Below are 15,796 nucleotides of genomic sequence, written 5' to 3' on the forward strand. Positions count from 1 at the left end.
AAGATGGGGTATGTAAGATGGATGATGTTGCAAGACCGCTTTCGATAGATAAAAATCTGATTACCTTTTATGTAAGATTGGGTTATGTAAGATGGATGATGTTGCAAGGCTGCTTTCGATAGATAAAATCTGATTACCTTTTATGGAAGATGGGGTATGTAAGATGGATGATGTTGCAAGACTGCTTTCGATAGATAAAATCTGATTACCTTTTATGGAAGATGGGGTATGTAAGATGGATGATGTTGCAAGACCGCTTTCGATAGATAAAAATCTGATTACCTTTTATGTAAGATGGGATATGTAAGATGGATGATGTTATGCGACTTTCTTATTTTCATTTTCTTCTCTCAATTCGCTTTCCATCTTCCATTTTCCGTCTTCCCTTTACCATTTTCCTTCATCCATTTCCTTCATCCGTTTTACCTCAATGTTTGTCAGGATATAAAATCCAATTAATCATTTGATTTTAAGAAATATATTATTACTTTTGCAACCCCGTAATATACCTCGGGATTAAAAAATTAAAAACATAATTATAACAATGAATCAGTACGAAACTGTTATCGTTCTAACCCCGTTGTTATCTGAAGAGGCTGCGAAAGAGGCATTAGCTAAATTCAAAGCAGTTCTAACTGATAACGGAGCCGAAATTATCCAGGAAGATAATTGGGGTTTGAGAAAATTAGCGTATCCAATTGCAAAAAAATCAAATGGATTCTTCAACTTAACTGAATACAAAGCTTCAGGAGATTTGATCGCAAAATTAGAGCTTGAATTAAAACGCGATGAGCGTGTGTTACGTTTCTTAACTATCCGTTTAGACAAACACGCTGTTGCTTACAATGAGAAAAAGCGTAGTGGTGCTTTTAACAAAAAAACTAAGGAGGTTGCAGCGTAATGGCAAGAGAACAAATACAATACGTAACTGCCCCTAAAGTAGAGGATAACCGTAAAAAATATTGCCGTTTCAAGAAAAACGGAATTAAATACATCGATTACAAGGATGCAAACTTCTTGTTGAAATTTATTAACGATCAAGGTAAATTGTTACCACGCCGTTTAACCGGTACTTCGTTAAAATTCCAACGTAAAGTGGCTCAGGCTGTTAAACGTGCCCGTCATATCGGTTTGTTACCTTTTGTTGCTGATCAATTAAAATAGGAGGCTAGAGATATGGAAATTATTTTAAAACAAGATATTAAAGGCCTTGGTGAGAAAGATGATGTAGTTACAGTAAAGCCAGGTTTTGGCCGTAACTATTTAATCCCTCAAGGATTTGCTGCATTAGCTACTTCTTCTGCTAAAAAAGTATTGGCAGAAAACTTAAAGCAAGCTGCTTTTAAACAAGATAAAATTAAGAAAGATGCTGAAGGTGTTGCTGAGCGTTTAGCTGAGGTTAAACTTTCAATCGGTGCCAAAGCAGGCGAAAGCGGAAAAATCTTCGGAGCGGTTAACACCATCCAGATTGCTGAAGCATTAAAAGCCCAAGGCTTTGATGTAGATCGTCGCCGTATTACTTTTGAAACTGAACCTAAGTTTGTTGGCGAATATGTTGCTAACTTAAACTTACACAAAGAAGTTAAAGTTCAGGTTCCTTTTGAAGTAATCGCTGAATAAGCATTCTTTTAATCAATAAAAAAGGCCTCTAGATTTTCATCAAGAGGCCTTTTTTATTGGATGTAAGAGGTAAGAATGTGAGATGGATGATGGTGAAGATTAATTTAGCCATAATTACTGATCTATTACGTTTTATTCAATAAATTGTTTAAACTTAACTACATCTTCCTTTTTCCATCACACATCATCCTTCCTTTTTATCCTTTCGGTGCAGTAGGTCTGATTTCCACCTTGCTGGGCAGCGTTCTTGCCGGCATGGCCAATAAATCAACAATCAGTTTACCCATATCCTCTGGCTGGATTTTCCAGGCATCGTTTTCACTGTCAGGCTGATGATCATTAAAGTGGCTCGCAACCGATCCAGGCATAATGGTGCTTACCTTAACACCATACTTTCTTAAATCAAGCATCACTGATTGGGTAAAGCCTGTTAAGCCGAATTTACTGGCATTATAAGCAGATCCTCCTGCAAAAAAGTTTGTGCCTGCCAGGCTCGAAATGGTAAATATATGGCCCCTGGTCTTTTTAAGCTCTTCAACTGAAGCTTTGATACTATAGAAAACACCCGTTAAATTAGTATCAATCGTTTCTTTCCACAAATTAATGTCTAATTCGTCAACCGGTGCAAAATGACCAATACCAGCATTGGCAATCAGTACATCTAATTGTCCCCATTTTTCGAGTATCAGATTTACAGCATCCTGCTGAGATTTAAAATCTACAACATCTGCTTCAATAGCCAATACATCTCCATGTGCTACCAATTGAGATGCAGCCTGATTTGCGCTGGCAATCGTTCTGCTTGTAATGGCTACCTTATAGCCTTCTTTTAAAAGTGATTCGGCAATGCCGAAACCAATTCCTTTGCTTCCGCCTGTAATTAATGCAACTTTCATGTTGTTGTAACGTATGATATTGAAAAATGTTTACTTAGATTTTTTCAAATTGTGGTGAGGAAGTTCCATGATCTGGATATCTTTAAAATCGACAGGCTGACCTTCGCTTTGTAAAGCAATAAAACCAGATTGAATTGCTTTGCCATCTATTTTAATTTGGGGGTCGTAACGGTTAGCCACCTCTCCACCAATTTGGGGTTTGCTATATTGTAACACCGTATCGCCATTGATGACATGCGTAACCAGCGAATCGCCAAGCACAATCAGTTCAGCAGATACCCACTGGTCACCATCGTATGTTTTTGATTTAGAATCCAGGCAATGGCCATCATACAATTTACCTTTATAAAAAATATCGGTACCTGGCGAACACATATTTCCTGTCGGGCGCGGCCTACCGTCGCTCAAACCACCTAAAAACTGCATTTCAATCGAAATTGGCCAGTCTTGTTCCTTAGGCATTGTTTTCGGATCCTGCGAATGGAACATTAAACCGCTATTACGCAGCGTATAACTGGGTGCCCCTTTTTGCAACTCACCTACAAAACGGTACTTTAACTTTAAATGGTAATAGGAGAAAGGCGTTTTGTAGTAAAGATGGCCAAACTGATCATTGAAATCACCATATTGGTCGTACCGCACCTGTATTATACCATCAACCACCCTAAAAGTATTTCCAAAATTTACATTGTAATCGTGGTGGTGGATTTTAACATTCCAGTCTTTAATGTCTTTTCCATTAAAAAGTGTTATCCACTTTTCAGGTTTGTTATTGTTGTTTTTAATGGTACTGCAGCCCCATAGGGTAACTGCAAAAATAAGATAACTTAGTTTTTTCATTTGGTTAAAATTGATTTCCGGAATTTATGTTGGAGCTGTTATAATTTTATTTATTGCTTTGGTTTCTTAATAAGTTTACAGCAATTACCATCCTTATTCATAAAATGGGAAAGGTAAACGCCATTTTTCCTTATATCCGCCTTTTTTGCTAGCAAGCTATCAAATTTGACTGTGCCATTTCTGATTTCATAGAATTCGGATGGATTGTAATAAATAGAGTCGGGATGCTCAGGAATCTCAATGAGGTCGAAACCGCCGTATTCCAGGACCCCATCATGATCAATGTCGGTAAATGGAACTGGCCCACCTCCTTGATTTTTATCATTATATACACAGTCTGCAATAAACATTACCTTATTATCTTTCGCAATAGAGTATGCTGTAATGTAATTGAAATTAGGTCTTCCATCGTTTTCCAAAAAAAGCAGCAATTTATCATTGCTTTTGATTACCCTATTGTATTTACTTTTGTAAATAAAGTAATGTGTAGTGTCTAGATAAATCTGTTTGCCGTTGAGTGAAATTGCCTCATGGTAGTAATCGTGATTTTTACTATTAAAATATACTCTACTTATCCTGATACTATCTTTGCGATCTATTTTAATAGTGAGTGGACTGTAAGCCGTATCAATTTTATTTGAATCGGGTAATTTATTATTAATTGCGGAAGAAATAGGGTTGATTTTGACCTGTTCTGTTGGTTTTGGATTTCTGCATGCAATGGAGCATAAGCTTACAAGGATGAAAATCATTCTTATCATAAAACTAAGATAGGAAAATGAAGTAGGATTAGTTTATATTCTGCTTTTGAAGGCTAAAAAATATAATCTCTTATCTCTATTTCACATCTTCCGTCCCTTTAATTACCTTTGCACCCATGGCAAAAACACGGGCAACCAAGACCAAAAGCAAAGCAAAACATCCCCTGCTCAAGAGGATTACTAACGTGGCTACAAAAGTATTTATATATTTTTTATTGGTTTCTGTGTTTTGGGTCATTGCCCTTCGCTTCATCAACCCGCCTATTACCCTTTTAATGGTACTGCGGAATATTGAGCGTAAAGCAGATGGAAAACCTTTTAAAACAGAAAAAAAATGGGTAAAATTTGATGATATTTCTGATAACATGAAAAGGGCTGCCGTTTCTGCAGAAGATCAGCTTTTTTTAACCCATATCGGTTTTGATATGAAAGCCATTGAAAAAGCTTTTGCCAGTAATGCCAAAGGGAAGAAGATAAAAGGTGGAAGTACCATTTCACAGCAAACTGCTAAAAATGTTTTTCTTTGGCCTGGCCGATCGTGGATCAGAAAAGGTTTTGAAGCTTATTTTACTTTATTGATAGAACTGTTCTGGAGCAAAGAGCGAATATTAGAAGTTTACCTGAACGTCATTGAAATGGGCGACGGGATTTATGGTGCCGAAGCTGCCGCCCGGGAGTATTATGGCAAATCGTGCACAAAATTAACCAAAAAACAAGCTGCTTTAATTGCTTCCTGTTTTCCAAACCCCAGAAGATGGACGCCTAAAAATGCAACCCCATATATCAGACACCGTCAATACCTGATTTTAAGAAATATGAACAGGTTGGGACCGCTTGATTTTTAGTCTGAAGTTTAAAGTCCTGAGTCTTCAGTCCATTTTTCGACTTAGGACTTTAGACTTGAGCCTATGGACTAACACTAGTCATGATCTTTGTTCCATCTGATTTTTATTCCGCCTTTTTCGTCGTCAATGGCTTTCAGGTGCAAAACGATGCCACGCATACGGGCTTCTCTTCTTTCTGATCTGGTTAGGTTTTCATCTCCCTTTGGATTTCTGAGTGGAATGTCCATCTGAACATTTGTACCGGTACCCAAAGCATAAATACCCTTTACATTAAAGTTTAAAGCACTGGAGTTGATCTGCATCGGACTGATTTCTACCTTATCGCCACGGATATTAAGGGTTCCATCAAGATTTTTGATCTCCACATTTGATAGGTTCCTGTTGGCAAAAGCAAATTTACCTACCTTAACCATCGGCTCGAAATTAACCAGGGCAGCATTGTTCAGGTTAAATACCACTTTACCATTGATTGATCGCGGAAGAATTTTTCCTGCGTGCGATATTCTTCCCGAAATGTTAACCAACGATGATAAGTAACCTTTTAAATTTTTATTGGTAATGGTATTTTGACCGAAGTTATCAAACGAATAGAAAAAATCTTTCACGCTTACATGGCCGATCTTTGAGTTGACCTTAAAACTATTTGATGCCGCTTCCTGCATAATATTTCCATTTAGGGATAACTGACCTCCTGCATGCATCACACTGATTTTGTTAAAAAATATGCCTCCGCCACGTAGCGAAATGTTGGCATCAAGATTTTTGGCCAAAAAATGGTCATAAATGGCTTTATCTACCGTTAAGCGGATATCCATTTTAGAAAGTTCCAGCACATTGCTTAGTTCTTTCGAAACAACTTGTTTATTGCTGCCCGATTTTTTCTTAGCCGTTCTCGGACCTAAGAAAGGTAAAAACTCTTTTAGGTAAAGCTGCGGGCTCGACATTTTTAAGTTCACCAATATTTTTTCAGGTGCTGTATAATAGAGGTTGGCAAAATTGGCGATACTACAGCTCACATTCAACTCACTTTTGCCCAATTGAAAATGTCCATTTTGTATGGATAAATCATTTTGGTTAAAATCGATATTTAAAGCGCTCTTTACTAAATGAAGTTTTCTTGGGATATAAACGATATCGGCGTCTGCAATTCGTATTTTACCGGAAACCACCGGTTTGGTGAACCTGAAATTATCAATATCGGCCTTGCAATAAAGTCTTAAGTCGGCTGTTCCACTTTTAAAATCGAAGTCGTTCGTACCCAATGAATGGTTTAAGTTCGTTAGTGGAAATTGCGAGGTAACCAATCCGGTTGCAATAGGGCGGGAGAGATTGTTAACTGTAAACGTATCGATCTTAAGCGGTGCATTAAAATATTTTGCCGTAAGCCTGTGAAATTTGATGGACGAGTTTTCATCGCCAATAATGCCGCCAACGGTATCACGGTTGGTGAATGAACCATCGAAATTACACGCTGTTAGTTTACCCGCCGGGATGGAAACCACATTATCCCTCACGGTTATGCCTACATTGATCAAAGGATCTCCATATTTTCCTGATCCGTCATCAACAATATTTCCGCGGATATTGATCGGTTTTTCAATTCCAAATTTTAGCAGTTTGGAAGAAATGTTGGGTGATAAGAGTAAAGCAACGTCTCTGAAGAGGATATCATCAACAGCAATGCTAATGGCAAAAGCAGATTTAGCGAGTTCTATTTTGGCGCCAATTTTAAAAGGGTGACCACCAATGTTAAGGATTTCGGGACTCAGGATTATCGCATCCAGATCTCTGCTATAATGTGCATTTAAAGTGCCTTCCAGGGTTTTGTCTTTTAAAAAGCTACCTTTTCGGGTATTAAAGGCAAAACTGTTTACTTTGGTTATTAACTTAATGTTACCCGTCCAGCCGCTATCCGGATATTCCATCCTGCCCTTAATCTGATCAATATTAAAATTAAACAGCTTAAATCTTTTCTTATTATCTAAAACCAAACTCACCTTGTTAAAATCAATTTTTTTCACCTCAAGTGCTGAAGATTTCGTTGACGGTTTTTTATCGGTTTTAGGTTTGCTTTTAAAGATACTGGTATTGCTATAGCCTGTTGAATCAGTATAGATATAAATAGACGCATTGTTAATGGAAATCTGTCTGATATTGATGTTGCCTGTAATAAGGGAGAGTATGTTTAAAGATACATCAATATCCTGTGCCTTTAACAGGTCGTGTTTGTGCTGCGCCCACAGGCTATCCCTTAACAAAACGCCATTCAAAGAAACAGAAACCCCCGGAAAGCTTTTCAAAAGCGTAGGCTCCATGCTGGTGGCGGTAATCTGTCCGTTTAAGTTTTTATTTAATTGCGAGAGGATAGAAGCCAATACTTCTTTTTTATTTCTGCTGATGTAAAAAGCACCCGCCAGCCAGGTTAATATAATCAGTACAACTAAAACCGATACAATTTTTAAAGAGATTTTAAGCCAGCGCTTCATAAACAAGATTTGATTAAACCAATATAATGTTTTCTGCCAGCTAATTGTTTGGCTAACAATAAAAATAGCTGTAATAGTAACAGCTATTATCAATCAGTTAGCCCAGAAGAGATTCCAGATCCGGGTGGTATTGTGATGTAAGGAAATGCGTAATCTTGAAATCGGCCAAACGGTGCTTATAAAAGGGGTCTTCCATCAGGATTTTCTTTAATTCAGCCTCATCTTTGGCAATTGCCAAAATGATTCCACCGGTTCGCGGAACCTTTCTGCCCGAGGCCACAAAAACGTTCTGTTTATAATATTTTTTAAGGTACCGAACATGTGCCCCCATATGCTCATCCAGTTCTTCTAAAGGAACAATATATTTCAGATCAACAATAAACATAATACTTATAACAAATGCGCAAAAACGGTAGAATGCCAGCTGTTTTTAAAGGGAACTTCCCACTTCGTTTCCAGCTCGGCCAGGTTTTGTACCATATTGTTGAATACGGTAGTTTCTGGTGTAACCTGTTTAATATTTACCAAAGTTTCAAAGTCCTCTTTGTTGTTTACCACTACCTCTCCATTTACTTTATAGGCAATATTGAAACGGTTAAAAAGATCCACATGGTATTCCTGTTCAATTTCTTTCATTAAGCGAACAGAGCTATCAATAGAGCAGCCGGTAACGCCAGCCCTACTCTCATCAACGATCAGAATGATAAAAAAGCCATAGCGTATTTCTGCCTTGGCTAATAACTCATTTCCATGTGCTTTCCACTGGTTAGTAAAGGCGGTTAGCTTGTTTAAGATCTCAGTTTCTTCGCCTGAAGTAAATTTGCGATCGCTTTGGTATATCCAAACTCTTGATTGTGGAGAAAAACTCATATACAAATTTACGATTTTAATTAAATTGCTGTGTTAAAAACGCTAGCCCGATGAAAAAGTTTACATGCTGCTTGAAAATATCCCTTATTTCGGCTTCTTGTCTGTTTTTATGCTCTTTTTCTGACCCCGAATCCATGGAGCAATGTGCCAGCTATCTTCAAAAAACCTTTACCGACCACTACGATAGCAGCCAGGAAAGTGACCGGATAAAACGCTACGAATTAAATGTTACCAACAACGGCTTTTGCCGGTACAAGCGATATTTTAATAACGGTAAAACGGAGTATTTCGCATTTAAGCTGTCGAAATTTAAAGATGTGGACTATTATGGTACGACCACCGCAGGAAAATTATATATCCATACCAGAGGTGATGATGTGATTGTGCAGACTTATAAAGACAGGGGAGGTGATGTAGACTCGATGGCGACACAGATTATTATTCCACTAAAAAATATTGAAGCCGAAGATTTAAACCTGATCCGCGATAACCTGAATAAAATTAATGCAGAGGTTTCGATTCTTCAGAAGCCATAGGTAAAGAATTAATATTGGTGATATTACAATTGCTTTGAAAGAATAAACATGAGTTAAATGGCGATGTAAAGATTTTTGATTGTTTTTGGAGCGCAGTGTCATTCGCTTTTTTTAAAGTTATTCCTGCTCTACGCTTTATCCCGATGAGACCTGTGAAACAAGCTAGCACACAAGAAAACAATAATTAACAGTGCTAAAAATCGGGGATGCCGCTCCGATCAGGGCTATAAACTTAAGCTTCTGGCACGGAAAACCGACATAGTAGCAAAAAAATGAGTAAATTAAACCTGATCGAACGGATGCCATTTTTCATGGCAGGAGGTAGAGCAGGAAGAAATTAGCCTATGGATAACTGCAATTGCTTTCCTGAAAAGTAAGGAAGCACTAAACCTCTTGTTGGTCAAAAATTAATAAATAAAAATTAGAATTGTTGATCGTTTTTTGGAGCGCAATGTCATTCGCTTTTTTTAAAGTTATTCCTGCTCTCCGCTTTATCCCGATGAAACCTGTGAAACAAGCTAGCACACAAGAAAACAATATTTAACAGTGCTAAAAATCGGTGATGCCGCTCCAATCAGGGCTATAAACTTAGGCTTCTGGCACGGAAAACCAACATAGTAGCAAAAAATGAGTAAATTAAACCTGATCGAACGGATGCCATTTTTCATGGCAGAGGTAGAGCAGGAATAAATTAACCTACGGAATACTGCTATTGCTTTTCTGGAAATAAAGCAGCAGATGATAATTTTAAGATAATTGTTTGTTTTTGGAGGACAGTCTCGCAGGGCGTCATTCTTCGCGCAGGCGGGTATCTTAAAACATTTGCATTAAGATTACTCATTAATTTTTTGTTTTGAATTAGTGCTAATGAGTATTAAAAGGGTCCAAATCGGGGTAGGAATGACAAAACCTAACCCCTGGGATGACAATTACGCTAATAATACAGCTTGGTAACGTAGGTTCAACAATGGTTACAGTCCGTTTGCCCTTGCCGTAATCTCCGCAATATCCAACACCTTCACTTCCTGTTCTTTATCTTTTAATTTAACACCATCACTTAGCATCGTCATACAGAATGGACATCCTGCGGCAATAACCTGTGGGCCGATTTCTAAAGCCTCGTCAATACGTTCTACGTTGATGTCTTTATTTCCCTTTTCTGGTTCTTTAAACATCTGGGCACCGCCGGCACCGCAACATAACCCATTGCTTTTGCAGCGTTTCATTTCTACCAGCTGCGCATCAAGTACCTCTAAAGCTTTTCTGGGCGCTTCGTAAATTCCATTCCCCCGGCCCAGGTAACATGGATCGTGGTAAGTAATTTTTTTGCCTTTGAAACTTTCACCACCTTCGGCTTTCAGTTTGCCCTCGTTAATTAAATCCTGTATCAATTGCGTATGGTGAATCACTTCGTAAGCGCCACCTAAACCCGGATATTCGTTTTTAATGGTGTTGAAGCAATGCGGGCAGCCTGTAACAATTTTTTTGACGTTATAAGCATTCAATACCTCAATATTGGCCATGGCCTGCATCTGGAAAAGAAATTCATTACCAGCCCTTTTAGCGGGATCACCGGTACAACTCTCTTCTGTTCCTAAAACCGCATATTTAATGCCTACATGATGTAAGATCTTGCAAATGTCGCGGGTAATTTTCTGCGCTCTTTCATCATAACTTCCGGCACAGCCTACCCAAAATAATATTTCCGGTTCTTCACCTGCGGCCATCAACTCGGCCATAGTAGGGACTTTAAATTCCATTTGTCTATTATCTAGTATCAAGTATGAAGTATCGGGTATCAAGACTTCATGTAATTATTTAATTTATTGCCAACTGAAAACTGCCAACTGCGAATTGCTAACTGAAAACTGTCAACCGCTAACTCTCCTGCGCCCAGTTAAAACGATCAGCAGGGGAGTATTTCCAAGGGGCCTGGTTATTCTCAATATTGCCCAGCATCGCATTAATACTGCCTGGTGCCTGCGATTCTTCCATCACAGCAAAACGGCGGAGCTCCATAATAATCTGTAAGGGATCAATATTTACCGGACAGGCTTCAACACAGGCATTGCAGCTGGTGCAGGCCCAGATTTCTTCCCTGCTGATGTAATCGTCCAATAACGATTTTCCATCCTGGTGTTCTGCACCGTGTTTATCAATGTTCTGGCCCACTTCGGTGATCCGGTCGCGGGTATCCATCATAATTTTTCTTGGCGATAAAAGTTTGCCCGTAATATTTGCAGGACATACTGAAGTACATCTTCCACATTCAGTGCAGGTATAGGCATTCATCAGGTTTACCCAACTTAAATCAGTTACGTCTTTTGCACCGAATTTACCTGCTTCTGTTTCTGCCGGTATAAAAGAAGGATCGAGCATTGCTTTTACCTCATTGGTAACCGAAGCCATATTGGTAAACTCCCCCTTAGGTTCCAGATTGGAAAAATAGGTGTTTGGAAAAGCAAAAAGGATATGGAAATGTTTTGAATACGGCAGGTAATTTAGAAAGGCCAGGATACCTATAATGTGAAACCACCAACAGCTGCGTTCTATCATGATTAGGGCACTTTCTGATGCTGGCAAAATGTTCATTAAATACTGGCTTACCGGAAATGCACCAGCAGTGACATAATGGCTGGCGCCCATAACCTGGAGTTTTGCGTCTGCTGCATTCATGAACAGGAAAGCGCTCATTAATAAAATTTCGGTGATGAGGATATAGTTGGCATCAGATTTTGGCCAGCTTTTCATCTCTACGCCACTAAAGCGTTTGATTTTCAGAATATTCCTGCGTACCAGAAAAATAGCACAGGAAACCCAAACGGTAAAGGCCAGGATTTCGAAAGACCCGATCAGAAAATTATATAAACCGCCCAAACCATTAAAAATACGATGAGTGCCGAATAACCCGTCAATCATGATCTCCAATACTTCGATGTTGATAATGACGAAGCCGATGTAAACAAAAAAATGGAGAAAGGCAGGGATAGGGCGAACAACCATTTTAGACTGCCCAAAAGCAACCCGAAGCATGGTCAATAATCTTTTTTGCGGTTGATCTTGTCGATTTACCGGTTTGCCCAGGCGGATATTGCGAATTATTTTACGCAGGTTAACTGTAAACAGCGCAATTGCTGCAAGTGTAAGTACTAGAAAAATGATCTGTGCTACCATGCAATATTAGATTGTAATGCTAAAATAGGATATTAATCCAAATAAATTACTATGCATGCATAAAAAAATGGTAAAAAATTTTTGTTTGTATTCATTCTAAGCAGAGATGATCTTATAGATTTTGAAAAATTGAAAATTAATTAATTGATAATCAGCTTTACAGTTAAATAATGGAAAAAAAATTTTGCTTTTGAAAAAAGAACACTACATTTGCAATCCCAAACGGATGGTGCCATAGCTCAGTCGGTAGAGCAAAGGACTGAAAATCCTTGTGTCCCTGGTTCGAATCCAGGTGGCACCACTTCCAAAAGCCTTTCAGAAATGAGAGGCTTTTTTGGTTTTTGACGGTTTTTGAAATACGAAATACATATTCCCTGGCACAAAGAATTTTACATAAATGAATAAAAATATTTGTAATATATCTTTCTGCTTATCAAAAAGTTGACGTTTTATCTTTGCGTTTGTATAAAAAAAACTGAAATCCTTTTTTGGATTTGAGAAAAAGAACACTACATTTGCAATCCCAAACGGATGGTGCCATAGCTCAGTCGGTAGAGCAAAGGACTGAAAATCCTTGTGTCCCTGGTTCGAATCCAGGTGGCACCACTTCCAAAAGCCTTTCAGTAATGAAAGGCTTTTTTGGTTTTAATATGTTTCTGTAAATCTTATCGCCCGGCTATTTCTTTTACTTTTGCTAAAGCTTTTGGCCATGTTTCCTGAAAAAATTCTACCCATTCTTCAACCATATCCATATCGATCAGTAGTTCAGTTTCGCCATTTTTTTCGTTCAAGGTATAATTTTCGAAAGCTTCGCCCCAATTGTGCAATGCTTCTTTACCATCTCTGATTTCGCCAATATGTTTGATAGACAGGTGTTGATTGGGTATGTTTTCGTGGATCACCGCAAGCATCCCATTTCCTTTGCCATCTCCAAAAATGGCCCGGCTTCCTTTTTTCCAGTCGGTTTCCACTTGCGATCCTTCAGCAAATACAGCAGTCCACTCAGGGTAGGTTTTTAAACCAAAAAGTACCTCCCAAACTCTCTCTCTCGGAGCATTAATCGTGATTTTAAATTGAGTTTTTTCCATAAGTTGTAGTTTAAGTTTTGTGATTCTTTACTAAATTTAATTAAGAATGTATTCAGTATGGTTGACTATTAATTTGTTAGCTCAAATCTGCAACTAAACGGTCTGATTATAGCGGTGCAAAGGCGACAATTTAGGGGGCATAAGGAATAACATTCTTGGTACTTCTTTAAAATATCTTCCTAAATTTAATAATTATCGTTGTGGAAAGTAATTTAATCGGTAGATTTACGTAGTTCATCAATAGCTGGGCATGAGTACACGATATTCTGCATGGGAAGGAGCTGTGGATAGATAAAAGTTTGTTTTGGAACAACCCTAACATTGCCTAATCCGTATATTGAACATTATATTATAATAATTTCTATGAGAAATAAGAGATTCCTTCATCTGGCTGTACTAAGTTTTCTAAGTTTTATAGCCGTTAGTGGCTGCAAAAAGAGCAGTACAGTTCCTGAAGAGCCTGAAACACCTCCCGTTGTAACAACGCCTACTGGAACGCGGGATGAATTGACCAAAGATTCTATCTTTTTATACGGAAAGGAACTTTATTACTGGAATACTTCGCTCCCAACCTATGACGTATTTAATCCAAGGAGATTCAGTTCAAATGAGGCTGAACTATACGCCATGACACAGTATTCCTTAGATCCGGCCACAGGCAAGCCATATGAATATGTAAACAATTCTGGTGAACCTAAATATTCGTTTTTCGACTATACTTCAGCTACAACAGGAAAAACAGGGACACTTAAAGCCGATGTAAATGGCTCGGCAAATGATTATGGCTTTTCTGTTCAGTATAATTATGATAGCACTACAGATTTAAGGGTAAAATATGTATATCCAAACTCGTCAGCGGCATTGCAGGGTTTAACACGGGGTTGTAGGATAACCAGCGTAAACGGAAGAACCGATCTGACCTATCCAGGTGCGGTTAATTTTTTAAACAATGCTATTTTTGGTGCAAATGCTACGGTTACTTTAGCATTTAATGATTTAGCCGGCAATCCGAAAACAGCTGTTGTAACAAGCGGTATATACACGGTTAATCCGATATTGTTTACAAATGTTTATACCGTTGGTACAAAGAAGGTGGGCTACATTGTATTTAATAGTTTTACCAATAATGCCTCTTCAGCCATAAATGCGGTTTTTTCTAATTTTGCTACGCAGGGCGTAAGCGAAGTGGTTGTTGATTTACGCTATAATGGCGGTGGTTATGTTTCTACAGCTATTGAAATGATCAATCTGATGGCGCCAGTGGGAGAAAACGGTAATACGATGTTTACTTCTTATTATAATAACTATTTGCAAAACATTACTACTGCCCAGCGCAAAGCATCCGTTCTGGCGCACCAACCCCTGTTGGATGATGCAGGTAAATTGCAGACTTTTACCACGGGGGTAAACGGAAAATATGCTACCTATGCTGATTTAAATTACTCGCCAACAGCTGCAGACAATGTTGAAAAATTTGCAAAATCAGGTAGTTTAACGTTGAATAGAATCTACTTCATCGTAACGGGCGCTACTGCATCGGCCAGCGAACTCACCATTAACAGCTTAAAACCAGTAATGGATGTAAAGTTGATTGGGCGAACAACTTATGGTAAACCAGTGGGCTTCTTTCCCATCAGGATAGACAAAGTAGATATGTATATCCCTGAATTTGAAACCAAAAATAAACTTGGTGAAGGTGGCTATTATAGTGGTCTTATGGTTGATAAAGAATCGCCGGAGGATTTAAGTAAGGCATGGGGCGATGAAACCGAGACTTTGCTCAATTACGCTTTGACTTATGCGAAGAACGGCAATTTCGTGATTACAGCGAAAAAGACATCCAGTTTAAGTACAACCACTACAGCAGTGCCCAAATTGTCAATAGCTCAATTAAGGGAGTTGGATGAACAACTGGATCCAAATGGCTTTAAAGGAATGGTGATGACACCTCACAAGAAATTTTAATGAAGCTTTAATAAAAATGCCCGCTTGACTAAATATGTTAAGCGGGCATTTTTTGTTTAAGATCATATTTACAACAGTATTTTACTGCTGATATCTTTGTTAATGGTAATATAACCCGGATATTTAACGGGTGTATTGCCCAGCATAAAAGTCGGTCGTATTTTAATAGTTAACAAGCCTAATTTTTCATCTTTTGATGATGATCCTTTTTGAGCCGCCTTTATTATATCGTTAAAAACATTCCCATTAGAAATCAATCCGTAGATATTACTCATCAACTGTACCGGAACAGTAACGGTTTGACCTTGTGCAATGCTCACATTTTGATTAACAATGCCTTCTGCCAGATCGGTATTATTAACCAGTATTTTATATTCAAACTGGTTGATGGCTGCTAAATTGCCTGACGGGTTGGTTATTTCCAAATTCAGGTTTGCTTTTAGAGGAATGTCTTTTCTCAGCAAGCCTAAGGCCACCCCGGGTAAGCTGGTTAGGCTGAAGCTTTGCTGATCCATTAATTTTTTTACGTCTGTTCCTGCTATTGTTACCTGCTTTACTCCGGTAATTTTATAGGTACAGTCTTCCAGGGCTTTTATCTGTTGTGCCTGCCTGTTTATTCCGCAGCCAAAAATGCTTATGGTCAACAAGAAAAGCAATACTTTATTTTTCATATCATTCATAACGGCAAAATACTAAAACTATTTCAGCCACAATA

16 protein-coding genes and 2 tRNA genes are annotated in these 15,796 nt (G+C 38.3%); 8 read left to right on the forward strand and 10 right to left on the reverse strand.

The genetic code is table 11. The features are described from left to right. Positions 1-544: 544 nt before the first annotated feature. The 3 genes from rpsF to rplI are packed head-to-tail and all read left to right on the forward strand — an operon-like array spanning position 545 to position 1,620. Positions 545-901, forward strand: a complete 357-nt coding sequence (rpsF, locus tag BM107_RS09495) for a 30S ribosomal protein S6 (protein ID WP_090982636.1) — start codon at positions 545-547, stop codon at positions 899-901. Beyond that, positions 901-1,164 (forward strand): 30S ribosomal protein S18, encoded by a 264-nt coding sequence (gene rpsR / locus BM107_RS09500; RefSeq protein ID WP_010599582.1) that lies wholly within the window; start codon positions 901-903, stop codon positions 1,162-1,164. The genes rpsF and rpsR overlap by 1 nt, the downstream gene beginning before the upstream one ends. A gap of 12 nt (positions 1,165-1,176) precedes the next feature. Beyond that, positions 1,177-1,620, forward strand: a complete 444-nt coding sequence (gene rplI / locus BM107_RS09505; RefSeq protein ID WP_090982638.1) for a 50S ribosomal protein L9 — start codon at positions 1,177-1,179, stop codon at positions 1,618-1,620. Positions 1,621-1,817: 197 nt separating this feature from the next. Here rplI and BM107_RS09510 read toward each other — a convergent pair whose 3' ends face one another. Genes BM107_RS09510 through BM107_RS09520 form a run of 3 tightly spaced genes read right to left on the reverse strand, consistent with a single transcriptional unit; the run spans position 1,818 to position 4,108 of the window. Next, positions 1,818-2,516 (reverse strand): SDR family oxidoreductase, encoded by a 699-nt coding sequence (locus BM107_RS09510; RefSeq protein WP_090982640.1) that lies wholly within the window; start codon positions 2,514-2,516, stop codon positions 1,818-1,820. A 30-nt stretch (positions 2,517-2,546) separates the two neighbouring features. Beyond that, entirely contained in the window at positions 2,547-3,356 is an 810-nt protein-coding gene (locus BM107_RS09515) for a 3-keto-disaccharide hydrolase (protein WP_090982642.1), read from the reverse strand. 50 nt (positions 3,357-3,406) lie between these two features. After that, positions 3,407-4,108: a hypothetical protein gene (locus tag BM107_RS09520; RefSeq protein WP_090982644.1), complete on the reverse strand. Its 702-nt coding sequence runs from the start codon at positions 4,106-4,108 to the stop codon at positions 3,407-3,409. A gap of 125 nt (positions 4,109-4,233) precedes the next feature. Between BM107_RS09520 and mtgA the strand changes: the two genes are divergently transcribed. Beyond that, positions 4,234-4,962 carry a monofunctional biosynthetic peptidoglycan transglycosylase gene (gene mtgA, locus BM107_RS09525; protein WP_090982646.1) on the forward strand — a complete coding sequence of 243 codons (729 nt, stop codon included), beginning with the start codon at positions 4,234-4,236 and terminating at the stop codon, positions 4,960-4,962. A 74-nt stretch (positions 4,963-5,036) separates the two neighbouring features. Here mtgA and BM107_RS09530 read toward each other — a convergent pair whose 3' ends face one another. The 3 genes from BM107_RS09530 to BM107_RS09540 form a co-directional block, all read right to left on the reverse strand. Continuing rightward, complete coding sequence (locus BM107_RS09530; RefSeq protein ID WP_090982648.1) at positions 5,037-7,448, reverse strand: AsmA family protein; 2,412 nt, start codon at positions 7,446-7,448, stop codon at positions 5,037-5,039. Positions 7,449-7,545: 97 nt separating this feature from the next. Next, complete coding sequence (locus BM107_RS09535) at positions 7,546-7,833, reverse strand: YciI family protein (protein WP_090982650.1); 288 nt, start codon at positions 7,831-7,833, stop codon at positions 7,546-7,548. Positions 7,834-7,838: 5 nt separating this feature from the next. Beyond that, positions 7,839-8,318, reverse strand: coding sequence for an ABC transporter ATPase (locus tag BM107_RS09540; RefSeq protein ID WP_090982652.1), 480 nt, complete (start codon positions 8,316-8,318; stop codon positions 7,839-7,841). A 50-nt stretch (positions 8,319-8,368) separates the two neighbouring features. On the opposite strand from BM107_RS09540, the gene BM107_RS09545 reads away from it, so the two are divergent. Further along, on the forward strand, positions 8,369-8,854 hold the full coding sequence (locus BM107_RS09545; protein ID WP_090982653.1) for a hypothetical protein: 486 nt from the start codon (positions 8,369-8,371) through the stop codon (positions 8,852-8,854). Positions 8,855-9,825: 971 nt separating this feature from the next. Here the strand turns inward: BM107_RS09545 and BM107_RS09550 are convergent. Together BM107_RS09550 and BM107_RS09555 are read right to left on the reverse strand one after the other, a co-directional pair. Then, entirely contained in the window at positions 9,826-10,614 is a 789-nt protein-coding gene (locus tag BM107_RS09550; protein ID WP_090982655.1) for a (Fe-S)-binding protein, read from the reverse strand. Between the two features lie 118 nt (positions 10,615-10,732). Continuing rightward, positions 10,733-12,028, reverse strand: coding sequence for a 4Fe-4S dicluster domain-containing protein (locus BM107_RS09555; RefSeq protein WP_090982657.1), 1,296 nt, complete (start codon positions 12,026-12,028; stop codon positions 10,733-10,735). Positions 12,029-12,256: 228 nt separating this feature from the next. On the opposite strand from BM107_RS09555, the gene BM107_RS09560 reads away from it, so the two are divergent. Together BM107_RS09560 and BM107_RS09570 are read left to right on the forward strand one after the other, a co-directional pair. Next, positions 12,257-12,329: transfer RNA gene (locus BM107_RS09560), tRNA-Phe, on the forward strand. A gap of 232 nt (positions 12,330-12,561) precedes the next feature. Next, a tRNA-Phe gene (locus BM107_RS09570) sits at positions 12,562-12,634 on the forward strand. 59 nt (positions 12,635-12,693) lie between these two features. Here the strand turns inward: BM107_RS09570 and BM107_RS09575 are convergent. Continuing rightward, positions 12,694-13,116, reverse strand: coding sequence for an SRPBCC domain-containing protein (locus tag BM107_RS09575; protein WP_090982662.1), 423 nt, complete (start codon positions 13,114-13,116; stop codon positions 12,694-12,696). 363 nt (positions 13,117-13,479) lie between these two features. Between BM107_RS09575 and BM107_RS09580 the strand changes: the two genes are divergently transcribed. Then, the gene (locus tag BM107_RS09580) at positions 13,480-15,081 is read left to right on the forward strand and encodes a S41 family peptidase (RefSeq protein WP_134203986.1); all 1,602 of its coding nucleotides are present in this window, start codon (positions 13,480-13,482) and stop codon (positions 15,079-15,081) included. A 68-nt stretch (positions 15,082-15,149) separates the two neighbouring features. Here BM107_RS09580 and BM107_RS09585 read toward each other — a convergent pair whose 3' ends face one another. Next, positions 15,150-15,752 (reverse strand): hypothetical protein, encoded by a 603-nt coding sequence (locus tag BM107_RS09585; RefSeq protein ID WP_090982879.1) that lies wholly within the window; start codon positions 15,750-15,752, stop codon positions 15,150-15,152. Positions 15,753-15,796 lie beyond the last annotated feature (44 nt).

This window comes from Pedobacter suwonensis (assembly GCF_900111825.1).
Taxonomy (GTDB): domain Bacteria; phylum Bacteroidota; class Bacteroidia; order Sphingobacteriales; family Sphingobacteriaceae; genus Pedobacter; species Pedobacter suwonensis.